This is a genomic window from Arsukibacterium indicum (assembly GCF_019100565.1).
Lineage (GTDB): Bacteria > Pseudomonadota > Gammaproteobacteria > Enterobacterales > Alteromonadaceae > Alishewanella > Alishewanella indicum.
The window spans coordinates 406,324-430,345 of record NZ_JAHRID010000002.1 but is presented as its reverse complement, the minus strand read 5'-3'; the positions used below and the strand labels follow the sequence as shown (position 1 = coordinate 430,345).

Sequence of the window (24,022 nt, the reverse complement as noted above, 5' to 3'; positions counted from 1 at the left end):
GCTTTTTTGTTTTCATACAGTCTTATTTAGGAGGAAGTACTTTTCGGTTATTTGCCAATCGAAAGCCTTCAGGACCTCTGCGTTTTCTTTCAGCTTGCTGAAGACTTTTTCATCTCAGCAAGGACTTCCTGTCTAATATGCCAAACCTTTTGCTGGTATTGCACCAGCTGCTTAAAACGCTGAGTACTTAACAGTACTGCGGCAGTAACGCCAGCGACTATTCCTATCCATGCCAATGCAGTTAGCAGCGCTGGAGTAAAATGGTTGTAGAATAGTACCAACCACAATATACCTGCGACAGTACAAAAAACGGCATATGCTTGAGCCAGCTTTATGCTGCCTGGTGAAGCTCTGCCTTGAATTAATCTAAGCAATAACGACATCAGAACGAACATCAGGGCAGTATCAGCCAACATTACCAGCGTAGAAAATTCAAACAAGGTAAAGCTGAATAACAACAGCAGCACGAAACTCGACAACAAACTGCTAAGCAATGCTGATAGCCCGATAGCAAAATGCGGTGGGAATAAACCGTGGTACTCAGTACCCATTTTGTTCTTAATTGCATTTGCAACTGAAATACCAGACAACATAGTTTGGCGCTCACTTTTCGAGGATCTCATGGTTATTGCTCAATATTTCCATATAGCCCAATAGCTAAGTGTTTCATACTGCCACCCAAAGCACTACCGCCGAAACATGCAGTGTTTTAGCGCAATAACTAAAACCCCGGCCTATGAGCCGGTTTTTTCACCTTTAAATGTTAAATGTGTAAAATAATGGTTTCAAATGTGGCTTTAATAAGGCAGGATTTAACAGCGAAGTTGGCGGTCAGAGCCTGAATATACAAATTAGTTCGGTAGTTCTTCCTGTGACACTGTTAAATTACCAAGCAAAGTATTCATAAAATAGGGATGTGAAATGAGTAAATTCAATGAGATATGGGAAAATTTTCCTGAAGCTGACTTGATAAAAGCAAAGTGTCAGAATAAGCAAGAAACAAGGTCTAGTCCGTTCGGCAATTACTGTGCAATTTTACTGAGTGATGCCTTAATCAAAACCGGAGTATCAACCGTTGGCGCCAGCGTAAAGAAATGTTGGGGACATCCAGGCATGAAACATATATTGCTTGCAGAAGAGATGGCAAATTGGCTGAATAAATCTAATTACAGCTGGTTAGGAAAAGTACAAAAAGTTAGCCCGCAATCATTTCAAAAAGATCTGGACGGTAAAACAGGAATTATTTTCTTTAAAGACTATTGGCAAAGAGGAAATGAATCGTTCCCGAACCGAAGTGGCGATCATATTGATCTTTGGAACAAGGACAAAATAACTAGCGGTGGAATGACATCTCGGGCTATTTATGAGTTCTTTGGCGTAGTTTCAGATCTGAATAAAAGCAAGGATGTTTGGTTTTGGGAGGTAAAGTAGCTATGTTAAAAATCAAGTCGGTATTTTACTCTGCCGTCATTGTTATTGTTGTTTCTGCTTTGAATTTTATGGTTTTTTTGGAATCTTACAAAAAGCTTGCTTTCCCATTTATCCATGAAGAGCAAAGAGTGGAAAACGCACCTTATATATTTTTATACATATTGCCCAGCTTTGTTCTGGTTGCTGTTATTTCATTGGTGTTAATTAAAATAACGGCTAAGAAAATGACTAAATAAACGCCTGCGAGCGCTAGTACTGAGCCTTCCCGGTAGCATATAGGCAGACAACAAGTTATTGCCAACCGTTATTCTTTAATTTAGCGACTCAAAACAGATCTGGTTTTGGGAGGTTAGGTAGTTACTATGAAAAAACTCGCCATTTATGCACTGCTTGCAGTTGTCATCTTTATCATAAATTTTACCATTTACAACCTGTCGTTTAATTCACAAGCCACGCCGTTCTTGCATGAAGAGCAGAGAGTCGAAAGCGGTGTACTGATGTTGAAAACCACCTTGCCCGCATACTTTATTGCCGCTGTTGTTATTGCGGCGATGTTTTATTGGCTGGGGAAGCGCAGGTAAGAGTGGTGTAAGGTCAGGTCTTGCCTTTTGCCAATCCAGAAAGGCAAGAAACAGGCAAAAAACAAGAACTGACTGCATGACCACACAGGCGCAACACTTAAGTTGCGCCTGTTAGACGGTGTTATTGTGAGCTCAGCGATGATATAATCCTTCGCGCTCGGGTTGATATAACAATTCTTCCACGGTGATTGATGACATTTCACCATCGGGTAACGGCCAGTGAATGGTATCGCCGGCTTTCAAACCTAATAGGGCACTGCCCACCGGTGCTAATACCGATATTTTACTGCCGCTCTGATCTAAATCCTTTGGGTAAACCAGGGTTAATGTTGTGGTTTTGCCATTGGCCAGCCGAAACCGCACTGTCGAGTTCATGCTCACCACGTTGTCAGGCAACTGCTCTGGTGCTACCAGATTGGCACGCTCCAGCTCCTGGCTTAATTTGCTGTAGCCCGGTATGTCTTCGCTGGTTTTGCTGAGTAAAGCGTCCAGCCGGTCAAAGTCGGTTGTTGATAAGGTTATTTCAGGTTGAAGCATTCTGCACTCCTTGGTTTAGGATGTTTAACGCACAATACGGTCAGAATGCGAAAACGCAATTTCTGACCCAATAAATTAAGTGAAATGACACTGTCTGCACTTTGTCCCAGCAAAGTCCTGCCCAATGGTGATAACACAGACAGTCGGCGCTGGCGGAGATCAGCGGCAACCGGCGCTACCAGCTGCAGCCAGCCATGCTCTCCATTGCAGAGGTTCAAAAGTTCGATACTGCTGTCTAGCCTGACCCGGGCGCTATTAAGTTCAAACCGGCTTTCGCTGGCTTCATCGGCAAGATAATGCAACAGCTGCTGTAATTGCAGCGCTGTTAACGGCAATATAGGGCGGCAAGCTAATGCAGCAATAATAGGGGCAACAGCCGGGCACGACTGTTTGGGATAACAGAAATACATTACAGCTCCGATGGACAGAGATAACGACAATATGGTTTATATTCAGGTATTAAGCCGGTTTCGCGCAGGGCAAAACCGGCCTAGGAATGGCAGGCAATAATAGTAATATGCTGGCAGTAAACAGCGGAGTTTACTGGCTTAAATTTAAAGGAGGTTTGCATTCGGCAACCATAGTGTATTGGCTTTAAAACTGCAACAGGATTCTGGTGGAAGGTGAAATCAAAAAGGGTCAGTGCCATTGATTCTGTTTGAATTTAAATAACCCTATCGAGCACTTTTTATATCAATTGACTGGTGTAAACTCTGTTTCAGGCAAAACCCAGCTGCTCAGTGCTTTTTCCGGGCAACGCGCCATAACTTAGAAGGTTTAACTAATGACCGAACTAAAAACGAAAGCAACAGCTGCCAGTGTTGAAGAATACATTGCTTCACGGGCGTCTGAAGAGCAGAAAGCTGACTGCCAGGCCCTTATGTCGATGTTCAATAAGATTACCAAGCAGAGCCCGAAAATGTGGGGGCCAAGTATCGTCGGTTATGGCTCGTATCGTTATGTCTATGATAGCGGCAGGACCGGTGAAATGTGCCTGACGGGATTCGCAATCAGGGGGCGGGAGCTTGTTGTTTACCTTTCTTGTGAAGATGCTGCGCAGGAAAAACTGCTGGCCAGGCTCGGCAAACACAAAATGTGCAAGTCCTGCCTTTATTTCAAGCGGCTGGCTGATATCGACAGCCATGTATTAGGGCAACTCGTTGTCAATTCAATTGCCGCTGTGCAGCATCGTTACGGTATACTTTAGCCAGCGGAGACTACCCAATAAAACATAAACCCGGTAATTAAAGGCTTAACTCAATGAGCAAGATTTACGTGCTACATGAAAACAATGAATGGACAGTTCATTTACAAAACAGACTCGATGAGCTGAATTACCCTTACGAGTTATGGCATTTAGATGAAGGCTCGATTGATTTATCGGCTGAGCCACCACAAGGCGTTTTTTATAACCGGATGAGTGCCTCGTCCCACACCCGGGATCATCGCTTTGCCCCGGAACTGGCTGGCGCGGTTATTGCCTGGCTGGAATATCATGGCCGTAAAGTGATCAACGGCAGCCGGGCATTAAGTTTAGAGATTAGCAAAGTGCATCAGTACTTAGCTTTAGAGAAAGCAGGTATAGCTACGCCAAAAACCATTGCTGCAGTCGGCAAAAAACACATCATTGAAGCGGCAAACTCGCTGGGTATGGGCTCATTTATCACCAAGCATAATCGTGCTGGCAAAGGCCAGGGGGTGCAATTATTTCACTCGGTACAGGCCCTGCAAGACTATCTGGACGGCCCCAATTTTGATGCGCCGGTTGATGGCATTACGCTCATTCAACAATATATTAAGGCGCCCGAACCCTTTATCATCCGGCATGAGTTTATTGGCGGCAAGTTTTTGTATGCGGTTAAAGTGGATACTTCAGAGGGCTTTGAACTTTGCCCGGCCGATGCTTGCGCAATAGGTGACATGTTCTGCCCCACTGACAAAACGCCCACTAAGCCCAAGGCTAAGTTTGAAATACTGCAAGACTATCGGCCCGCGTTTATTGATAAGTATGAAATGTTTCTTAAACAGAATGCGATTCAGGTTGCGGGTATCGAGGCCATCCAGGATGCTGAGGGCAACAGCTATGCCTATGATGTGAACACCAATACTAATTATAATTCAGACGCTGAAGCAAAGGCGGGGCAATATGGCATGCTTGAGCTGGCACAGTATCTGAAAGCTGAGTTAGATAAATTAGCGTAACAGGTAATATGGAAGCATGTCGCTCATCCGGTGGGTGAAGCGCGGATTATAGTGATAGAAACAGCGGGTAGTGTTTAACAGGTTTTGCCGCGCTAAAAAAATGACAACGACAATGACAATAACAATTCGATTAATTAAACCGGCAGATATTATGGCAGTTGTTGCACTGCAGGATAGCTGCTATAGCGATGCCTTATATGAAAGCCCGGCACTATTGCAGCAACGTTTAAGTGTCGCTGCTGACAGTTGCTGGCTGGCTGAAAACGCTAACGGCCAGTTATTAGCTTATTTATTTAGTTATCCTTCAATAAATGGCCATATTACGCCGTTGGCGTCGGCTTTTGCCCCAAGTACTTTGCCACAGCTTTTGTACCTGCACGATATGGCCGTGAGCCCTGCCGCCCGTGGCCTCGGGCTAGCCAGCCGCTTGCTTGCTACCGCTCAGCAGCATGCGTTAAGTCAAGGCCTGACGAAACTGGCCCTGGTTGCGGTGCAGGGCTCGGTACCTTACTGGCAGCGGCAGGGCTTTAACGAAGTTACCGGGCTTAGCGACAATGCAGAGCAGGCACTGGCCAGTTATCAGGGTGAGCAGGCCCGTTACATGCAAGCCAGGCTGTAATAATGCTCTAATGCGAATGTGGGTACTAACGCCGATATTAATACCACAACCCAGGAACGAATAATGATACAAGTACCCGCAACTGAGCGGCTGAGTTTCGCCTTGCTGTGTCAGCAGGATGCGCAGCTGCTGTTTGACGTTGATCAGGACGAAGAAGTCATGCGCTACCTTAACGGTGGGAAGCGCACCAGTATGCAGGCCATAAAAGAAATTTTTTTGCCGCGTATGGTGCAATATCGTGATAGCAGCCGTGGTTTTGGTATCTGGCAGGTACGGCGACGTGCCGACGATGCCTATTTAGGTTGGGTATTAATCCGGCCCATGGGCTTTAACACCACCACACCCAGTGCTGATGATGTGGAAATTGGCTGGCGCTTTAAGCGGGAATACTGGGGCAGGGGTTATGCCAGCGAAGCCGCCAGGGCAGTAGCAGACGCGGTGCTGGCGCATAACTGTCAGGTGCGGTTTTTATCAGCCATTGCTATGCCGGATAACGCCGGCTCCATCGGTGTTATGCGCAAACTGGGTATGCAGTTTGTAAAACGTTTTTTGCACCGGGACGCACTGGGCGAGGTTGACGCGGTGTTGTACCGACAGGAGATTAATACAAAAAAGTAACGGCACCCTGCATGGTTTATTTAAATGGTATTGGCATTACTGATTAAACTGACATTAAATTTAATGTTATCCAGCGCCTGGGAATTTTGATTAATGTTACTGAGAAATACTGGCCAGCGCGGATCATCATGTATAACGTTAGTCACTGGCATTTTTTAGTTTATATATCAGAGGTCTTAGCAGGCACTCGGCAATAATTGCTGCATATAGCCACAGAATCGTAAGCACATGTAGACCCATAAACAGCTGGCTGCTGTTCGCTGTGGTGGCATAAATTTCAAGTAAACTGACCAGGCCGATTAAACTGCCGATAGCGGCGGCACAGTAACAGTTTTTATAGATAAAAGTGTAAAGCTGCGCTAAATCACTAGTAGCTTGTTGCTGGTAAAGTTCTGAGCTGGCCAGATATTTCAGTCCACTTACTGCTCTTAGTAAGCCATTAAAGCCAAAACATGCCAACGTCGACAGGGTTAAAAAGCTGAAAATTATTACCAAAGACATTAAATCCAGATAGATGTGAATACTGGTGGCCGAGGCTTTCCCCATCAGGCTGAACAAAGCCGCAAATAACACTATAAACACGAGCAGTCGGCTGATAATGGTTGTGCGCTGCCAGCCGGCTTGCATTGCAGTGGTTTGTTGCTGTAACTGCTCAGCGCAGATATTCAGGGTAGCGCAAAGGGCATGCAACGACTCCACCGAGCCTCCGCCCTCACGTTCCAAACGCTGAATAGTGCGCAAACTCAGTCCCGATTGTTTGGCTAATAGTTCTTGCGACAAGTTATGTAACAGTCTTGCCCGTTTTAGTTTTTCAGCAGAAATATCCATAATCAACACAACAGATTTAAACCATGCTGAGAGTTAACCAAGCTCCGCTTTAAACTACAAGTTATCAGTTACGCCAAACAGCTGCCAAAGTGCCGCCACTTCTCTACATGTCGGTGAAAACACTGTTCCTTACTCCCGGTTCCTTCAAAAGAGGTGCTATCCTCTATTTAGTTCAGCCGAAACCTGAGAGAGAGAGCGGCTGGAACAGCCGTTTTGGTCAAGTTCGTAAACTACAAAAATTGACAATCTTTGTCGCCAAGCCTAGCATAGCGGATATAAGTGCTTACCCTTGGAGGCCATCATGCATGTATCCCTGACGCCCGAATTAGAGTCTCGCATTAAAGCCAAAGTTGAGAGTGGTTTATACAATAATGCCAGTGAAGTCATCCGCGAAGCGTTGCGTTTTATGGATACGCACGAAGACTGGATCCATGAAGTAAAACTGGCTCGGCTGCGCGAGCAATTGAAAGTGGGTACTGACCAACTGGATCGTGGCGAAGGTATTGCAATTGAATCAAAGGCGGCGCTGGATGCAATGTTTAACGATATAAAAGGCTAACTATATGCCTGCTTACAAGCTCATTATTGCGCCTGCGGCTAAGAATGACTTGAAAGATATCTACCAGCACGGACTTCGGCAGTGGGGACAAGCCCAATCAGACAGCTACCTGCTGGCCATTAAACATCAGCTTTGGTTACTAACAGAGCAACCGCTAATCGGTGTCGAACGTCCAGAACTGCTACCTCATATCAGAAGCTTACCCATTCAAAGCCATATTTTGTTTTACCGGGTTACCGCCAACCAGCTTGAAGTTATTCGTGTGCTGCATGCCCGCCAGGATCCTCAAAGGCATATGCATGGGTTCCGCAAAGCTATACGGTAGGGATTGTGCTTTTAAAATAGATGCACAGGCAGCAATAAAACGATGTGGCTTTACCTGAGCAAATAAACCTGAGGAGTTTGATTTGGAATTAGCTATTTATGTTGTTGATGCTTTTACTAAGCAGCAGTTTAAAGGCAACTCAGCGGCGGTAGTGCCGTTAAGTGAATGGCTGCAGCCTGAGGTAATGCAAAGTATTGCCGCTGAAAATAACCTGTCTGAAACCGCTTTTATTTGTCCGCTATCTGCCAATCAATATGAAATTCGCTGGTTCTCGCCGCTGACCGAAATCGATTTTTGTGGCCATGCCACCTTGGCCGCTTCTTTTGTGATTTTTCAGTACCTTGGCGGAGAAGGGGAAATTGAATTTAGCACCAGAGAAGTGGGCTCGTTGTTTGTTAAGCAGCATAGCGATGGCAGGATTGAAATGAGCTTTCCCAACCAGTGCCCAGAGCTTGTCGAGCAGGTGCCGGAGGCCTTACTGGCCGGTTTGTCAGTAACACCTATTCAGGTATTAAAAAACCGCCAGGCGTATTTTGCAATAGTGGCCTCTGAGCAGGAGGTTAGAAACCTGAGCTATCGCTCAGAGCAGTTAAAGCAGTTAGCGCCTTATGATGTGGTGGTTAGCGCTAAAGCCAGTGCCACCACAACTAGATATGACTTTATATCCCGTTATTTCTGGCCGGCAAATGGCGGCGATGAAGATCCGGTAACCGGCTCTGTTCATGCCGGGCTGGCGCCTTATTGGGCGAAACAACTGGCAAAAGATGAATTAATGGCTTACCAGGCGTCAGCTCGCGGTGGCATCTTATATTGCCGCCTCAGCAATGACCGGGTGTTAGTATCAGGTTTTGCTGTGTTGTATCTTAAAGGCACTGTTTTTATTTAAAAGCACTTATTTACCGCGCCATTCCCGGCCTGATTATTCGGCCAAACGCTTTATTGGCCATGAATATTTACCAGCAATCGCAGACCCTGGAAAAAAGGGCGCATGGCACTCTCATTAGTTTAGCCTCCCAGTAATACAAATGATAATGGTTATCATTAATATTGACGTTGGCGTCCAAAGTCGTCTATTATCCCCCTGAATTTTTAGGGCACTCTTGCTCACGGATATAAAAGGACGATAAAAATGAAGCACTTGACGCCAACTAAACTGGCTTTGGTTATTAGCGCAACTCTGGCTGGGGCTGCGCTGGCAGAGTCGGCAAAAGCACCCGATGGCATTGAGCATATCGTGGTGACAGCGTCAGGTTTTGAGCAAAAGCTGACTGATGCGCCGGCCAGTATTTCAGTTATTACACAGGAAGAGATCCGTGAACGTACTTTTACCAGTTTGCTTGACGCAGTGAAGTATCAGGAAGGCATTGATATTGGTACGACGCGGGATAAAACCGGCCAGGGCTCGGTTAGTATGCGGGGCTTAACCGGCGAATACACCCTGTTGCTGATTGACGGTCGTCGCCAGAATAACCACGGTGATATTTACCCGAATAACTTTAGCGGTAATGCGTTTAATCATGTGCCGCCGTTGGCAGCGATTGACCGGATTGAAGTGATCCGCGGTCCCGCTTCTACCCTGTACGGTGCTGATGCCCTGGGTGGGGTAATTAATGTTATCACCAAAAAGCACACTGAAAACTGGACCGGCGAAGTCAGTATGGGCCGAAGCGTACAGTCAGATGATAGCTTTGGCGACGACTTTACTACTGAAGTATCGGTAATGGGCCCGCTCATCGAAAACGTACTAAGCCTGGGCCTGCGTGCCAGCCTGTATGATCAGCAGGCATCATCACCGGCGTTTGCGCCGGCAATTGACCCTAATGGCAATGTTATTGTCCGCGAGCTGGGCTTCGGTGGCGGTGGCCGGACTGTTGATAACCAGGATGAACATCTTGGTTTCTCACTGTCATGGACGCCGGCTGACAATCAGCGGCTGAAGTTTGATTACGATATGTCAAACCAGGTGTACGACAACACCCCAAGCTACGATATTGAAAATGACAGCATTGTTTATCCACTGGGCACCAAAGATAGTATTGCGGCGCTGTGGCAGGATAGCCGCGGCCAGGTGAATCCGCGGGCGGGCTATGCGGCTGATCAGGAGTTTGACCGCAGCTGGTGGTCACTGGCTCATGACGGTAAATGGGGTTTTGGCAGCAGCATGGTGGCGCTGTCCTATGTTGATACCTCCAATAATGGCCGCACCCTGCCACTGAGTGTGGCAGAACGGCTGTTACTGCAGGAAATGTACGACGGTACAGGCGACTATGCCGGCATGACGGAAGAAGCACGGCGTAACCTGGCCGAGCAAACCTTTTTACCCCGTCCGGCCCGGCCGCTTGAAAGCAACCAGTACACTTTGGATGTCAGGCTTGATATTCCGCTGGAAGCGGCGGGTTCTCATAATCTGGTTGTTGGTGGTCAGCTGATTGACGGCGAGCTGATTGATGGCGTATTTGGCCTGGAGAGCGGCAATGCCGGTGGCGTGCAGAAACAGCAAATGTATTCGCTGTTTGTTGAAGATAACTGGATGATAACTGACGTGTTCACTCTTACCGGCGGTATTCGGTATGACGAGCACGATACGTTTGGCAGCCAGGTCTCGCCAAGGCTGTATGCGGTATATAATCTTAGCCCGCAATGGACCGTAAAAGGCGGGGTCAGCACCGGCTACAAAACACCCAATACCACCGATTTATATGACGGTATTACCGGTTTTGGTGGTCAGGGCACCAGTCCGTTTGCCGGTAACCCCGGGTTACAGCCAGAAACCAGTGTCAATTCTGAAATAGCGCTGTACTGGAGCGCGGCCGATAACAGCCATAATTTTAATATCACTTACTTCAGAACACAGTTTGAGGACAAAATTGCCCGCGGTGACACCATTCAAAGCTGCACCCAGACCGGAGGCGTGCGGCCCTGCGTTAATCTGGGTGAATATGATCAACTGGGTTACCAGACATACAGCCAGAAGATTAATATCGATAGTGTAGATATTCATGGGCTGGAAGTTGCCGGTCGTTATCAGGTTGCGCCGGACTGGGCGGTACAAGCCAACTATACCTGGACCGACAGTGAGCAGAAAAGCGGCCCACAAGCTGGCCTGCCCCTGACCAATACCGCAGAGCATATGGTAAATGTGCGGGTTAACTGGCAGCTGCAGGACAATATAAACCTGTATTTGCAGGGTGAGTTGCGCTCTGATCGCTACCGTGGCTATGACAGCGTGATCGACCAGGAATTGTATTATGAAAACTACAGCCTGCTGAATATCGGCGCCAGCTATCAGCTTAATGATCTGGTGCGGTTCGACGTGCGGATTAATAACCTGCTGGATCGGGATTTCACTTCTTATTCAACACTGTTTACCGATCTGAATAATGATGGTCAGTACGACTATGTTACCGGCCGCGGGGCGGTCAGCGAGGTGATGTTTACTGATGATTACAACGTTAAAGACAAGGCCCGTAATTTCTGGATTGGCATGACGGTAAGCTTCTGATGCGCCTCAGTTTTGGTTCAGTAAGACAGTGGCACTGGGTAAGTGCCGCCGTAACACTGGTGGGCATGCTGTTATTTGCGATAACCGGCATAACCCTTAATCATGCAGCGGCCATAAAAACTACCCCCCGGATAACCACTATCGAGGCAGCAATACCTGCTGAGGTATTGCTGCACCTGCAGCGATTGCCGGCAGGGCAGGTAATGTTGCCGGCGACATTGCACGGTTATCTGGCAGAGCAAGGCGTTAGTATGGCGCCTTCTCAGACTGGCGACTGGGACGGGGTAGAGTTTTATGCCGCCATGCCCAAACCCGGTGCCGATGCCTGGATAGCTATTGATAGCCAGACAGCAGCATTCAGCTATGAACGCACAGACCGCGGCTGGGTGGCTTACTTTAATGATTTACACAAAGGCCGTGACAGCGGTGTGGTCTGGTTCTGGTTTATAGATGCGTTTGCTGCAGTTTGTGTAGTGTTTTGTGTTACCGGGCTGATTTTACTGTTCAGGCAGGGGCCGCACCGGCCAATGACCTGGCCTGTAATAGCGTTAGGTGCTCTGGTACCTGTGGTAATTATGCTGGTATTTATATAACTAAAAAGGAAAAACCATGCGTTTAATAATAGTGGGATTACTGTGTCTGGTCAGCGGCTTCAGTATTGCAGCGACACCGTCGCAGCTTAAGTTAACCGTGACCTTACCGCAGCTGGAGGTAGCGGAATACCATGCCCCTTATGTGGCGGTATGGATTGAGGATGAGAAGCGCCAGCCGACCCACGTCGCACTGTGGTATGACGTGGCGATGGCAAATGGCGAAGGACAAGACTGGTTAAAAGACCTGCGCCAGTGGTGGCGCCGTGGTGGCCGCGGCTTAAGTATGCCGGTGGACGGACTGACCGGCGCAACCCGCGGCCCGGGGCAGCATATTATCAGCACTCAGTTGACTGACGCCCTGGCCACACTGGCGCCGGGCAAATACCACCTGGTGGTTGAAGCCGCGCGGGAAGTAGGCGGGCGGGAAGTATTACAACTGCCGCTGGAGCTGCCATTAGCAGCGCAACAATTGCCACTCGAAGTTACAGGTCAGCATGAGCTTAGCGCTATTCGTTTACATTTTTAACGCAGCGGTATTTTATTAAGGAGCAACATTATGCGTTTCACTTTTCTGCTATTTACTACCATCGCGGCCATGACCATGGCAACGACAGCCCAAGCCCACCGGGCATGGCTGGAGCCCAGTGCCACGGTATTATCCGGCGACGATGCCCTGGTGACGGTAGATGCTGCGATCTCAAATACCTTGTTTCACCCGGATCATGTTGCGATGTCGCTGGAGGGCATTGAGGTTACTGCGCCAGATGGCAACGTAATTGATATTATCAACACCAGCAAAGGGCGGTACCGCAGTGTGTTTGATGTACCGCTGGCCCAGCAGGGCACTTATAAAATTGCCACGGCATCGGGTGGCTTACGGGCGTTCTGGCGTGACGAAGCGGGTAACCGGAAAATGTGGCCGGGCAGGGGGCAAACGGCCAATGAAGCGGAATTTTCCACTGCGGTGCCAGCAGAGGCTACCGATCTTACTGTGTCGCGCGGCTGGCGCCGGATTGAAACCTTTGTTACGGTTGGCGCCCCCACCACCGGCGCTTTACAGCCGACAAAACAGGGTTTAGAGCTGCTACCTATAACCCACCCCAATGATTTGTATGCCACTGAAACGGCAACCTTCAGATTATTAATTGACGGTCAGCCAGCTCAGGGTGCTGAAGTAGAAGTGGTGCCGGGTGGCATGCGCTATCGCTACAGCCAGCAAGCTATCACCCTGACAACTAATCAGCAAGGTGAAATCAATATAACCTGGCCGCACGCCGGCATGTATTTTCTGGAAGCCAGCTATCGCGACGATAACGTTGCCAAACCGGCCACCGTTCGTACCGGCAGTTATGCTGCCACCTTTGAGGTGTTACCGCTGTAATGACGATGCTGGCCATATTGCTCAGCCTGTGCTGGCTGGGGTGGACACTAAGCGTTTTGTGGCGTCACCGTCAGCGCTCAGACGCGACTGCCAGTTTACCCTTACTGGTGGCCTATGCCAGCCAGAGTGGTACTGCCAGAGCGCTTGCGCTTCAGCAGCAACAGGCACTGGGCGGGCCGGCTAAAGCCAGTGTCAGGGCATTGTCTGAACTGCAGCCACGGCAACTGACTCAGGTTGAAAAGCCATTTTTGTGGTGAGTACTTATGGTGATGGCGAGCCGCCTGATAACGGCCGGCGTTTTTACCGCGAATTGCAGGCTCTTACTAAAGCCGGTGGCGCCAACGCCCTTAGCGACAAGCCCCGTAGCGAGGTCCCCGATAATGCTGATCCCGGGCAGAGCCTGCTTAGTTCACTGAGTTTTGACGTGCTGGCTTTGGGGGATCGCAGTTACCCGAAGTTTTGTCAGTTTGGTGCCGATTTGTACACCACCCTGGCTCAACTCGGCGCCAGAGCCAGTGCACCGCTGCAAACCTTCGACAAGAGTCAGCTTGTGAACGCGGCCGCTAACACAACGCAAAGCTGGCAGTTGCTGGTGCGGCAGCGGTTAAATTCGCAAACACAGCCCGGATTGTATTTGCTGCGCTTTACCAGCACCCAGCCACTACCACACTGGCGTGCCGGCGATCTGGTAGCAATATCACCTGAGAATAATCCTGAAGTAGCCGCGCGGCGTTACTCGGTAGCCTCTGTTCCGCAAAGCAATGAAATGCAGTTAATCATACGCCAGCATATAGATGAGCATAGCCAGCCGGGACTCTGCTCTGGTTGGCTAACGCAAGATTTAACCCTGGATGGCACAGTAAATATGCAGCTGCAGCCAAACCCGTCATGTCATATTAATGATGCGCAGGCGCCGCTGCTGTTAATTGGCGCAGGCAGTGGCCTGGCAGGCATTCGCGGCCATCTTTCAGAGCGGATCCATCTGGCAAAGCAGGCAAGACAGACACTGCAGCAGCCTCCCGGCCCGGTATGGCTTATATATGGCGAACGTTCGGCTGATCTGAACCCGTTGTTAAAAGCAGAGCTGGCAGGCTGGCAGCAAGCCGGCATGTTGCATCAGCTTGACTATGCGTTTTCCCAAGACCCGGCCAACCCCTGCTATGTTCAGGACCTTGTCCAAAAAAATGCGGCGCAAATTGCACGTTTTATTGGTTCAAGCGGCCACATTTACGTCTGTGGCCGCTATGATGGCATGGGTAGCGCAGTGGATGCCCAACTGCAACTCGCTTTGGGCACAGCAACCTATCATCATTTAATCGAGCAGGGCTGCTATCATCGTGATCTTTATTAGGGCGTGTTGACGTTTGCTGGTTGTTTTTGCAGCTGGGTGGCTGGTATTTATACAAGGCAGAGCTTGTGATGTGTAGTTACTCTACATGAACAAGCGATAACGCAGTAGAAATGCCAGCCACACGCTGCCCGAAGGGTTCATCTGGCGGCGCTTTGTTCTTTGTCACTCGTCGTTTATTTAGAATAACTAAATCGCACTCCTCGTTTTGCGATCAAAACGCCGACTGAAGAACAAAATCTAACCAGCAAACGTCAACACGCCCCAGTAAAACTGGCACAACGTTGCTTACTTAGCCAACAAACTTGCCTGAAACGCACTTTGCCGCCATAGCACTGCCAGCCACAGTGCATGCAGGTTTATCAGTAGTGCTAATACCCATTCAAAGGCATCGTCCAGCTGGCTGTATAAATCAGGTACTACCGCAGTAAGAATGACAGAAATAATTCCCACCATTAGTGTCACCTTACAGAGCCACATAAGATAATTTCCGGTTTTATACCAGCGATGGTGCCGCTGCAGCGCAGCACTTATCAGCAACTGCGCCAGGTACGTGAGCGAAAAATAGAGTACGACGCCGATTCGGCGGGTGATGTTAAAACCCTCACCCTCATGCCCCAGAGCCAGCGTGTATGCTGCCAGGGCAACACAGGCCACCAGCCCGAGCCATTGCACCCAATGACGGCCATAACCGGTTGTACCCAGTTGCAGTAACCAACGGCCGTTAAGCCACCAGAACACCATACCGATTACTGCTGCAGGTAGCATGGTACCTTTAAAGATAAAATAAGAGGTGCCATAGCGCCCTGTGCGGCTAATGCTGGTGCAGCTGTCCCAATAGGGTATGCACCATGGCACGAACCCCTCTATAACAGAAATGGCAAAAGTGACATGAATAGTAAGTAGTGGAATAAGCCCGGCCAATAGTGCCAGCCACCATAACTGAATATTGTGGCTCTGAACTGCCATGCTTGACATACCTCCTGATAAAACAGAGCTTGTAACCGGAACTATTAAAATAGATTAATTTTGCACTTTCGCTGCGTTATAGGCCTCCGTTCCCCATAACGGCACAGTAGATAAGCTGTGTTTAAAGCTGCCGGAGGTTTCTTTGGTGGAGTATGAGACGTACATCAGGGTTTGGTTTTCAGCGTCCAGAATACGACGTATTTTCATGGTTTTAAAAAAGATACTTTTGGATTTGGTAAACAGCACCTCACCATTTTTGCTTTTATCTATCTGAGCAATCATTTGGGCGGTGATAGGGCCGGTCTGGCGACAGGCGATCGAGCTGTCGGATGGGTCGGAAAAATCCAGGTTAGCCTCAATACTGGACACATGGCAGGTAACCCCGGTAACGACAGGGTCGACAACCGCATCAAGTTTAATATCCTTGGTGGTAAATACCCCCAATGACACATCGCCCACTTCATTTTTGCCACAGCCAGTCAGCATCAGCAATAGTATTCCACAGTAAATCGGGCGCATGGCATTCTCCTTGAAGCTGTTATCTTAGCGTTGTCAAGCATAACATTGTTAGCAGGATATGTGACTATTAGCTGTTGTCCCCTTTACGGTGGCTGCTGAAAACGGACCACTTGACGTCCTGGTTTGCTGATGGCTTACAAAGCGTCGCGTTAAGTACCTGGAGTGGACTAAGAAGACAATGGAAAAAATGGCAGAAGAGAGCGGCAACCGTGCAGAATACCGCACGGTAATGAGCACAGCGCTGATGCAGGAAATGAAGTTCAGAAAGTAATTTCCACTGACACTTCCGCCAACAAACAGGGCTGTGGTATCGCCCTGTGTTTTATCTGAAACCCGCCGCTGAGTAATTTAGAACACATAAATAAAACCAATACCTATTTCCGCCTCGTAGTTGCTGCGGGCAATGGGGCTGTTGCGAACGTCGCTACTAAAATGCTCATAAAGTGCTTCAGCGAAAATCTGCCAGCTATCGTTAACGATATGGCGATAATTGTAATCCAGGCCGAACGAGCGCAACCCGCCGCTTAAGCTGGTTTCGTTTAAGCCTGATGCAGCGGATTGCTCAGCAGTTATGCCGAAACCGGTATTGGCGAATTCGCTGTCGTGAAATACCACAACCGCATTAATTTCATGGCCTGAGCCGTCATTTTTATCGCCGAAGCGACGCCCAACTCCAAACAGGCCAAGATTACCGTTTTCGGTGACCACAGCCCGGCCAACTAACCAATAGCGCCAATCGGCAGCCAGCGCGCGACGGGCCTGCAGTACGAATTCAAAGCCTTCTTCTATATTACCCAACCCATCTAAGCGACCGTCATCAGAATCGTTCTCTTCACGCCCTTCATCAAAGCCTATGACTGCTTCAACTAACCAGTTTTCAGCGCGAAGCCCGCGCCAACCAAGTGCTTCACCGGCAAAAAAGAACACATTGTCACCGCTGCGCCATTGCACAGCGCCAGCAGGCTGAATTTCAACCCCAAACTCATCCGAGCCTTCATAGGCTGTTTCATATTCAACGCCCAGGCCTAAACCGAAGCTCCAGCCATCTTCACCGCGGGAAAAGTCGTCAACAGAGGGCAGGGGTACCATGGCTGTTTTACTGTTTTGTGCCAAAGCGGTTGATAATAAAAAACTTTGAAATACTAAAACTAATAATAATGTGTTAAGCGTTTTCATCTGAAAATTCCATCAATTGCGTTAAACCAGAATGTTATTGCTGAGTATAGGATCTGATTAACCTTAACGTGCAAAGTAGGAAAACAGATCTGTCATTCTTTTATCTTTACGTAAAGATAAAGTCCTTGCTATAGTGCGCTGACTTTAAAACGCAGTGCATCATATAAAGGAGATTGAAAATGAGCCTGATAAAAGTTTGGTTTGCCGGTTTGTTGGTATTGCTTACCGGGGCTGCGGGGTCGGTATCAGCACTCAACTCTTCGTCAGAAAACGCTATCCGTGCCGAGCTTAATGAGATAGCGCAGGCTTATGCTGATGTATATGGCTTTTCCGGCACGGTTAAGGTGGTACAGCAGGGAGAGCCATTGCTACTGGCCAGTTATGGTCTGGCCAACAGAGAATTCACTGTACCAAACAGCCCGGATGTCAGGTTTTCCATAAATTCAATTTCAAAAGTATTTACGGTGGCGGCGTTGTTGCAACTGGCTGATGCCGGCAAGGTAAAACTGGATGCGCCGGTTGCAAGCTATATTCCCGAGCTGACAGCCGGCTGGGCTGAAACAGTAACCGTGCATCATCTGCTGACCCATAGCAGCGGTTTGCCACGGGAGTCTGGCATTCAGGCCCACCAGAACCTGAGCTTACGCGAACAAATCGAACAACTGGTTAACAACCAGCAGTTGCTGTTTGCGCCCCGTAGCCGTTATGAATATTCAAATAGTGGCATTATACTGCTGGGCCGGATTATTGAAACGGTATCAAAGAGACCGTTTTCAGTTTATCTGACTGAAAATATTATCAAGCCACTTAATCTGAACGATAGTGGGGTGTATGAAGGCAGTAACGTTATTGCCCGGCAGGCAACACCCTACCGCATTACCCCTGCGGGTATTGCCAGCGCTGCCAGAGCTAAGCATCTGGGGGTAAACCCGGGCGGTGGCCTGTACTCCACCGTAGACGACTTACACAAATTTATGCTGGCGCTGGAGCAGCATAAGGTGTTGTCGCCACAGATGACTAAACTGATGTTTCAGCCGCATATTCAATCGGAAGATGGTGATGCGCATGGTTATGGCTGGACATTAAAACCGTTTGGCGATCAGCAGATGTATTTTGCTGCCGGCAGCGGCTATGGTACCAAGAGTGTAATGCTGCGTCTGCCAGAGCAGGACGACTTTATTGCTATTACCGCCAACTGGGGCAATACGCCCATTTTGCAGTTAATGGCCGGACTGTTTTTTGCTTTAAATGACATAAACTATACGCTGCCGGATAAGCGCAGCCTGGCGCCGGTGGCGGCGTTTGCCGGTATGCTTGGCAATTACGCCTTTGCTGAAGGTGAACTGCAGAAGCATCTGATGATGCAATCCAACGTCGTTACCCTGCAGGCTATTGATGGCAAATTGTTTTTAAATGAAGAATTAATGGTATTGGCTGCTGATAACAAACTGAAGCTGACCTACACCGACGAAGTGACTATCTCGTTTGAGCCGGGCACAATAAAAATTGTGATAAACGGAAATGTATTGCTGGGCCAAAAAGTGCAATAACTTATCTTTTTTATGGTGTTACTGCGATATGGCAGCGGAGTTGTAAATGAATAAAATAAATCAGGTGCCGGCGCTGTTAAACCGGGTTGCCCGGCAATGGCATGATATACATCCAGAATTACCGGTTGAAGATGCGGCACTGGTTGGCTTGGTAATTGGCGTGGGCGCCAATGCTGATACCCTTGGTTTACAGCAGTTAAAGCCATTTAATTTGTGTCAGACTGAACACGATGTGCTGGCCTGTGCCAGAAGGCAGGGGCCACCCTTTCAGGTTAAGCCGTCGTTGTTGCTAGAGGAGGTACGCATTACCTCTGGTGCGCTAACAACCTGTCTTAACCGCTTAATAGATAAAGCGCTGATTGACCGGGTGCCAAGTGAAACCGATATGCGCTCAAGGCCAATCCGCTTAACCGGGCATGGGCTGGCTGTGATAGATGAACTAACGACTATACGCTTTCATCGGGCAGCACAGGTGCTTAATGACTTTTCAGCCAACGAAAAAGCGCAGCTAAAACACCTGCTGTTTAAGCTGCAGCAGGGGCTGAGCACAAGAGTGCAATAGCCAGCATGAGCCTGATTTGTGAAACCGCGCATTTAATAATTCGCCGCTTTACCGTGCAGGATGCGCAGTTTATTGTGCAGCTGCTAAACGATAAGTCGTTTATCCGCTATATTGCCGATAAACAGGTGCGTAGCGTGGCCGATGCTGAAAATTATTTAACTAACGGCCCACTCGCCAGCTATCACACCCATGGTTTTGGCCTGAATATGGTGCTGCTAAAAAATGCGACACCGCGCTCAATTAATGAACCGGCCACTCCGATTGGCATGTGTGGTTTACTGAAAAGGCCTGAACTGAGTTTGCCTGATTTAGGCTTTGCATTTTTGCCAGCATTTTGCGGCCAGGCTTATGCCCGGGAAGCGGCAGCGGCTGTGCTTAGCCAGGCCATTCAAACTTATAACCTGCGCACAGTACTGGCGGTAACTAAACCAGATAACCTGCGTTCAAATGCTTTATTGTTGAAACTGGGCTTTGCTTTTAAAGACAATATTTCCCTGTATGGCGCAGAAAATAAGTTGTATCAGTATCAGACGGCGTAAACTTCCTGAATTTTTTGATACGGCATTGAGCTTGCTCTGTAAAGTTGCAGCTTGGTACTCTGTTTAAATATACGGCTAAATTACAGATAGTGGCGGTTATCTTTAGCGTATCCATGTAGAATGCGCGCATTATTCTGCGCGTTCAGCTTTATGTTGTGAGTGTGCCCACCTGTAGGAATTTTTATGAAAAAAACATTCGCGTTAACTCACCCTAAGCTGCAACCAGCCCGTTTGGTAGACGCCATTAAGCATGAGATAAAAAAGTACCTGGCCCGCGAGCGGCGTAAAGCACTGCCGGATGACAAAGATTACTGGACCTTTGATTGTCGCTTTGGCGCAACAGAGGACAAGGCAGAACAGATTTTCACCTCTGAGATTAATAAAAAAATTGATGCTGCGGTGGCAGAAGCGTTGCCGGCGTTCTATATCGAGATTTTGGCCCGTGCTTGTAATCATAAGCCGCGCGATACTGATGTAGCGGCAGACTAATTCACTGATACTATTAACTGTAGCGTGGCTACAGAGGACACCTGATGCACTTTTCATCGTTAGATTTAGCTCCTGATTTACAACGCGGCCTGGCAGAATATGGCTACAGCGAGATGACCCCGGTGCAGCAGCAGGCCATTGTGCCGGCGCGCCGTGGCAAAGACTTACAGGTTACGGCCCAAACCGGTACCGGTAAAACCGCTGCCTTTGCTATTCCGGTATTACAAAGAATGCTGGATACCCCTAAAGCCACCATGGAAAAACGGCCACGTGCTTTGATTTTAACGCCTACCCGCGAACTGGCTGAGCAAATTGGCGCAGCGATAACGGGCTATGCGCAGTTTTTACCGCTAACGGTTACTGCTTTGTACGGTGGCGTAAAAATGGGCGGCCAGACCAGTAAATTAGCTGCCGGCGTGGATATTGTGATCAGTACCCCGGGCCGGTTGCTGGAACATATTGCCCTTGGTAACGTGATTCTGAGTGACGTGGAATTTGTGGTGCTGGATGAAGCCGACCGCATGTTAGATATGGGCTTTAGCACCGATGTATTCAACCTGTTGCAACAAACCGCCACTAAGCGCCAGACCTTGTTATTCTCAGCAACTACCTCGCCGGCGGTAAATGAGTTATCGCATAAAATTTTGCGTAATCATCAGCAAATCCGGGTGGCGAAAACTAACAGCACGGCTGATACCGTAAACCATGTGGTGTATCCGGTAGAAGAAAACCGCAAAATTGAATTGTTTGAGCAGCTGCTGGCCGAGCACAACTGGTTTCAGGTACTGGTATTTACCAGCACCAAAGAGCAGGCCGACCGCCTGTTAGCAGAGCTGCAAAAGCGCAAAGTGAATGCCGCGGTTTGCCACGCCGATAAAAGCCAGGGCGCGAGGCGCCGTGCTATTGCTGATTTTAAATCGGCAAAGCTGCAGGTATTAATTGCCACTGAAGTCGCCGCCCGCGGCCTGGATATTCAGGGCCTGGATTATGTAGTGAATTTTAACCTGCCGTATTTGCCGGAAGATTACGTGCACCGGATTGGCCGCACCGGCCGGGCCGGCGCCTCGGGTACGGCCATTTCCTTTGTCAGCCGCGAGGAAGAACAAACGCTGGAGCGCATTCAAAAGCTGATTGGCAGTAGTATTACCCGAATCAACAAACCGGGTTTTGAAGTCAGTAACCGTGGCTCATTACTGAAAAGTATTTCGCGCAAAGTGTTAACCGGCCGCTCTAATAAAGCCACGGCAACTATGATAGACCCGGTAAGCCCCGCGAAAGCAAAGCCTAAGTCTGCAACGAAGCCGGGCCGTGCTAAGTAATATTCTTATGCAATAAAATTCAAATAATAAAAGGGCCCGCAGGCCCTTTTTGTTTGGTTACGATTAACTTTACAGCTTAGCGGTCCAGGTTCATCACCTTAGTCCAGGCTTTGACAAAGTCATCAACAAACTTCTGTTTTGAAGTGTCGAAAGCATAAACTTCAGCAATTGCCCGCAGTTCAGAGTTTGAACCGAAAATCAGATCAACCGAGGTGGCTGTCCATTTTTGCTGGCCGGTTTTACGGTCTAAGCCCTGATAAACGCCTTCAGTGTCAGCTTTTTGCCAGACGGTAGACATATCCAGCAGGTTAACGAAGAAATCATTGTTTAAGGTACCGGGCTTATCGGTAAATACACCATGTTTAGCGCCCTGATAGTTGGCGTTAAGCGAACGCAGGCCACCAACTAATACGGTCATTTCCGGTACACTCAAATCCAGCTGGTCTGCTTTATCAACCAGCATCTCTGTTGGTGATTTATAGCTGGCATCGGCATCAAAGTAATTTCTGAAGCCATCAGCTGTCAGCTCCAGCAGGTTAAAGGCATTAACGTCAGTCATTTCCTGAGTGGCATCACCACGGCCTGGTTTAAAGGGAACGGTAATGGTGTAACCGGCGTCTTTGGCTGCTTTTTCAATTGCAGTAGCACCGCCCAGCACGATTAAGTCAGCCAGCGATACTTTTCTTCTGCTTTTGTTAAAGTCGGTCTGAATGCCTTTTAATGCGTTCAGTACCTTAGCGGTTTCAGCCGGGTTATTCACTGCCCAGTCTTTCTGCGGTGCTAAGGCTATGCGGGCACCATTGGCACCGCCACGCATATCTGTATCACGGTAGCTGGCAGCAGATGCCCAGGCCACGCGCACCAGTTCGGGCACCGTTAAACCGCTGTCCAGAATTTTGGCTTTAAGGGCTTTAACATCCCGCTCGTTAATGGTGGACTGAGTTGTCTGATCAATAGGATCTTGCCATACCAATACCTCAGCCGGTACTTCGGGGCCTAAGAAGTTACGTGGCGGGCCCATGTCGCGGTGGGTAAGTTTGTACCAGGCTTTGGCAAAGGCTAAGCGGTATTCTTCCGGATTTGCCAGAAAACGCTCTGCAATTTTGCGATACTCCGGGTCAAATTTCAGCGCCAGATCTGCTGTAGTCATTACCGGCGGGTTAAACTTGCCTTTAACATGCGCATCAGGTACTGCTTTATGCAGGGATTCATCGGTCGGGATCCACTGAATAGCACCAGCCGGGCTGCGGGTTTGTTTCCACTCGAAATTAAGCAAATTACTTAAATACAGTGAGGTCCAGCGGGTAGGGGCCTGAGTCCAGGCGCCTTCCAGACCACTGGTTACCGTGTCTTCAGAGTGACCTTTGCCACATTTGTTTTTCCAGCCAAAGCCTTGCTCTTCAATACCGGCTGCAGCGGGTTCTGCGCCAACACAATCTGCTGGTTTGTGTGCACCGTGCATTTTACCAAAGGTATGGCCACCTGCGATCAATGCCAGGGTTTCTTCGTCGTTCATCGCCATCCGTTCAAAGGCTACCCGGATATTTTTGGCAGACCCCAGTGGATCAGGCAAACCTTTGGGGCCTTCAGGGTTTACGTAAATCAGGCCCATATGGGTGGCACCTAACGGCCGCTGCAGTTTGCCATCGGCATCTTCGCGGTCACTGGCCAGCATTTCAACTTCCGGCCCCCAGTACACCATATCCGGTTCCCAGTCATCTGCGCGGCCGCCGGCAAAGCCATAGGTTTTAAAGCCCATATTTTCCAATGCGACATTACCTGCCAGCACCATTAAATCTGACCATGACAGTGCTTCACCGTATTTTTGTTTAACCGGCCACAACAAACGCCGGGCTTTATCTAAATTGCCGTTATCAGGCCAGCTGTTCAACGGCTCAAAGCGTTGCTGACCGCCGCCGGCGCCGCCACGGCCATCCAGGGTGCGGTAGGTGCCGGCGCTGTGCCAGGTCATTCGGATAAAGAAGGGGCCATAATTACCAAAGTCGGCTGGCCACCAGTCTTGCGACTCGGTTAGCAGGGCATTAATGTCCTGCTTCACCCTGGCCAGATCCAGTTTGTTAAAAGCATCAGCGTAACTAAAGTCAGCGCCATAAGGGTTAGAACGTGCGTCATGATCACGCAGGGCTGATAAGTCCAGTTGATCCGGCCACCAGAATTGATTATCCCTGACAGCTACTCCTTTGATGGCGCCGGTAGCAACCGCGCCCTTGGGCTTCACCATTTCAGGCTTTTGCGGGTCATTGGCGAAAACTGCACCGGATGTCAGCAGCATACTCATCATGCCGGCCAGTATGGATTTGTTTAGATTCTTCTTCATTATTCCCGTCCTTTTCGTTAACTCATCGTTGTTATAC

The 24,022-nt window shown here is 48.8% G+C and carries 29 protein-coding genes; 21 read left to right on the top strand and 8 right to left on the bottom strand.

The annotated features are described in order from the left end of the window. Positions 1–89 precede the first annotated feature (89 nt). Positions 90–623, bottom strand: a complete 534-nt coding sequence (locus KQY15_RS06535; RefSeq protein ID WP_217668384.1) for a hypothetical protein — start codon at positions 621–623, stop codon at positions 90–92. Between the two features lie 298 nt (positions 624–921). Between KQY15_RS06535 and KQY15_RS06530 the strand changes: the two genes are divergently transcribed. The 3 genes from KQY15_RS06530 to KQY15_RS06520 all read left to right on the top strand — a co-directional run bounded on the left by KQY15_RS06530 (position 922) and on the right by KQY15_RS06520 (position 2,012). Further along, positions 922–1,431 carry a type VI secretion system amidase effector protein Tae4 gene (locus KQY15_RS06530; RefSeq protein ID WP_217668383.1) on the top strand — a complete coding sequence of 170 codons (510 nt, stop codon included), beginning with the start codon at positions 922–924 and terminating at the stop codon, positions 1,429–1,431. Positions 1,432–1,433: 2 nt separating this feature from the next. Further along, the gene (locus KQY15_RS06525; RefSeq protein WP_217668382.1) at positions 1,434–1,667 is read left to right on the top strand and encodes a hypothetical protein; all 234 of its coding nucleotides are present in this window, start codon (positions 1,434–1,436) and stop codon (positions 1,665–1,667) included. Positions 1,668–1,793: 126 nt separating this feature from the next. Beyond that, positions 1,794–2,012: a hypothetical protein gene (locus KQY15_RS06520; protein ID WP_217668381.1), complete on the top strand. Its 219-nt coding sequence runs from the start codon at positions 1,794–1,796 to the stop codon at positions 2,010–2,012. Between the two features lie 132 nt (positions 2,013–2,144). Here the strand turns inward: KQY15_RS06520 and rnk are convergent, their stop codons facing one another. Both rnk and KQY15_RS06510 read right to left on the bottom strand, forming a co-directional pair. Further along, complete coding sequence (gene rnk / locus KQY15_RS06515; protein WP_217668380.1) at positions 2,145–2,549, bottom strand: nucleoside diphosphate kinase regulator; 405 nt, start codon at positions 2,547–2,549, stop codon at positions 2,145–2,147. Then, positions 2,531–2,959, bottom strand: a complete 429-nt coding sequence (locus KQY15_RS06510) for a GreA/GreB family elongation factor (RefSeq protein WP_217668379.1) — start codon at positions 2,957–2,959, stop codon at positions 2,531–2,533. The genes rnk and KQY15_RS06510 overlap by 19 nt, the downstream gene beginning before the upstream one ends. Positions 2,960–3,333: 374 nt before the next feature. Here KQY15_RS06510 and KQY15_RS06505 point away from each other — a divergent pair, with 374 nt between their 5' ends. The 4 genes from KQY15_RS06505 (at position 3,334) to KQY15_RS06490 (ending at position 5,988) form a co-directional block, all read left to right on the top strand. Further along, complete coding sequence (locus KQY15_RS06505) at positions 3,334–3,756, top strand: DUF1801 domain-containing protein (RefSeq protein WP_217668378.1); 423 nt, start codon at positions 3,334–3,336, stop codon at positions 3,754–3,756. 53 nt (positions 3,757–3,809) lie between these two features. Next, positions 3,810–4,751 (top strand): ATP-grasp domain-containing protein, encoded by a 942-nt coding sequence (locus tag KQY15_RS06500; RefSeq protein WP_217668377.1) that lies wholly within the window; start codon positions 3,810–3,812, stop codon positions 4,749–4,751. A 112-nt stretch (positions 4,752–4,863) separates the two neighbouring features. Then, positions 4,864–5,370 (top strand): GNAT family N-acetyltransferase, encoded by a 507-nt coding sequence (locus tag KQY15_RS06495; RefSeq protein ID WP_217668376.1) that lies wholly within the window; start codon positions 4,864–4,866, stop codon positions 5,368–5,370. Positions 5,371–5,433: 63 nt separating this feature from the next. After that, positions 5,434–5,988: a GNAT family N-acetyltransferase gene (locus tag KQY15_RS06490; protein WP_217668375.1), complete on the top strand. Its 555-nt coding sequence runs from the start codon at positions 5,434–5,436 to the stop codon at positions 5,986–5,988. Positions 5,989–6,126: 138 nt separating this feature from the next. Here KQY15_RS06490 and KQY15_RS06485 read toward each other — a convergent pair whose 3' ends face one another. Further along, positions 6,127–6,816, bottom strand: a complete 690-nt coding sequence (locus tag KQY15_RS06485; RefSeq protein WP_217668374.1) for a helix-turn-helix domain-containing protein — start codon at positions 6,814–6,816, stop codon at positions 6,127–6,129. Positions 6,817–7,117: 301 nt separating this feature from the next. Between KQY15_RS06485 and KQY15_RS06480 the strand changes: the two genes are divergently transcribed. The 9 genes from KQY15_RS06480 (at position 7,118) to KQY15_RS19230 (ending at position 14,527) form a co-directional block, all read left to right on the top strand. After that, complete coding sequence (locus KQY15_RS06480) at positions 7,118–7,375, top strand: type II toxin-antitoxin system ParD family antitoxin (protein ID WP_217668373.1); 258 nt, start codon at positions 7,118–7,120, stop codon at positions 7,373–7,375. A gap of 4 nt (positions 7,376–7,379) precedes the next feature. Beyond that, positions 7,380–7,700, top strand: coding sequence for a type II toxin-antitoxin system RelE/ParE family toxin (locus tag KQY15_RS06475; protein ID WP_217668372.1), 321 nt, complete (start codon positions 7,380–7,382; stop codon positions 7,698–7,700). Positions 7,701–7,782: 82 nt separating this feature from the next. Beyond that, positions 7,783–8,586, top strand: a complete 804-nt coding sequence (locus tag KQY15_RS06470; RefSeq protein ID WP_217668371.1) for a PhzF family phenazine biosynthesis protein — start codon at positions 7,783–7,785, stop codon at positions 8,584–8,586. 243 nt (positions 8,587–8,829) lie between these two features. Continuing rightward, a complete protein-coding gene (locus KQY15_RS06465) occupies positions 8,830–11,202 on the top strand; it encodes a TonB-dependent receptor domain-containing protein (RefSeq protein ID WP_217668370.1) in 2,373 nt (790 codons plus the stop codon). After that, positions 11,202–11,795, top strand: a complete 594-nt coding sequence (locus KQY15_RS06460) for a PepSY-associated TM helix domain-containing protein (RefSeq protein ID WP_217668369.1) — start codon at positions 11,202–11,204, stop codon at positions 11,793–11,795. The genes KQY15_RS06465 and KQY15_RS06460 overlap by 1 nt, the downstream gene beginning before the upstream one ends. Before the next feature lie 16 nt (positions 11,796–11,811). After that, complete coding sequence (locus KQY15_RS06455) at positions 11,812–12,321, top strand: DUF2271 domain-containing protein (RefSeq protein WP_217668368.1); 510 nt, start codon at positions 11,812–11,814, stop codon at positions 12,319–12,321. Positions 12,322–12,351: 30 nt separating this feature from the next. After that, entirely contained in the window at positions 12,352–13,176 is an 825-nt protein-coding gene (locus KQY15_RS06450) for a DUF4198 domain-containing protein (protein ID WP_217668367.1), read from the top strand. Then, positions 13,176–13,433, top strand: a complete 258-nt coding sequence (locus KQY15_RS06445) for a hypothetical protein (protein WP_217668366.1) — start codon at positions 13,176–13,178, stop codon at positions 13,431–13,433. The genes KQY15_RS06450 and KQY15_RS06445 overlap by 1 nt, the downstream gene beginning before the upstream one ends. Continuing rightward, positions 13,427–14,527, top strand: a complete 1,101-nt coding sequence (locus KQY15_RS19230) for an NADPH cytochrome P450 oxidoreductase family protein (RefSeq protein WP_217668365.1) — start codon at positions 13,427–13,429, stop codon at positions 14,525–14,527. Before KQY15_RS06445 ends, KQY15_RS19230 begins: the two co-directional genes overlap by 7 nt. Positions 14,528–14,812: 285 nt before the next feature. On the opposite strand, the gene KQY15_RS06435 is transcribed toward KQY15_RS19230, so the two are convergent. The 3 genes from KQY15_RS06435 to KQY15_RS06425 form a co-directional block, all read right to left on the bottom strand. Then, positions 14,813–15,493 carry a hypothetical protein gene (locus KQY15_RS06435; protein WP_217668364.1) on the bottom strand — a complete coding sequence of 227 codons (681 nt, stop codon included), beginning with the start codon at positions 15,491–15,493 and terminating at the stop codon, positions 14,813–14,815. Positions 15,494–15,547: 54 nt separating this feature from the next. Continuing rightward, complete coding sequence (locus KQY15_RS06430; RefSeq protein ID WP_217668363.1) at positions 15,548–16,012, bottom strand: CreA family protein; 465 nt, start codon at positions 16,010–16,012, stop codon at positions 15,548–15,550. 348 nt (positions 16,013–16,360) lie between these two features. Further along, positions 16,361–17,188, bottom strand: a complete 828-nt coding sequence (locus KQY15_RS06425; protein ID WP_217668361.1) for a MipA/OmpV family protein — start codon at positions 17,186–17,188, stop codon at positions 16,361–16,363. 179 nt (positions 17,189–17,367) lie between these two features. Between KQY15_RS06425 and KQY15_RS06420 the strand changes: the two genes are divergently transcribed. The 5 genes from KQY15_RS06420 to KQY15_RS06400 all read left to right on the top strand — a co-directional run bounded on the left by KQY15_RS06420 (position 17,368) and on the right by KQY15_RS06400 (position 21,647). After that, a complete protein-coding gene (locus KQY15_RS06420) occupies positions 17,368–18,738 on the top strand; it encodes a serine hydrolase domain-containing protein (RefSeq protein WP_217668359.1) in 1,371 nt (456 codons plus the stop codon). A 46-nt stretch (positions 18,739–18,784) separates the two neighbouring features. After that, the gene (locus KQY15_RS06415; protein ID WP_217668357.1) at positions 18,785–19,300 is read left to right on the top strand and encodes a MarR family transcriptional regulator; all 516 of its coding nucleotides are present in this window, start codon (positions 18,785–18,787) and stop codon (positions 19,298–19,300) included. 5 nt (positions 19,301–19,305) lie between these two features. Next, on the top strand, positions 19,306–19,839 hold the full coding sequence (locus KQY15_RS06410; protein ID WP_217668355.1) for a GNAT family N-acetyltransferase: 534 nt from the start codon (positions 19,306–19,308) through the stop codon (positions 19,837–19,839). A gap of 183 nt (positions 19,840–20,022) precedes the next feature. Further along, positions 20,023–20,328 (top strand): DUF6172 family protein, encoded by a 306-nt coding sequence (locus KQY15_RS06405; RefSeq protein WP_217668353.1) that lies wholly within the window; start codon positions 20,023–20,025, stop codon positions 20,326–20,328. A gap of 44 nt (positions 20,329–20,372) precedes the next feature. Then, entirely contained in the window at positions 20,373–21,647 is a 1,275-nt protein-coding gene (locus KQY15_RS06400) for a DEAD/DEAH box helicase (protein WP_217668351.1), read from the top strand. Positions 21,648–21,723: 76 nt separating this feature from the next. Here the strand turns inward: KQY15_RS06400 and katG are convergent, their stop codons facing one another. Beyond that, positions 21,724–23,985 (bottom strand): catalase/peroxidase HPI, encoded by a 2,262-nt coding sequence (gene katG, locus KQY15_RS06395; RefSeq protein ID WP_217668349.1) that lies wholly within the window; start codon positions 23,983–23,985, stop codon positions 21,724–21,726. Positions 23,986–24,022: the final 37 nt, after the last annotated feature.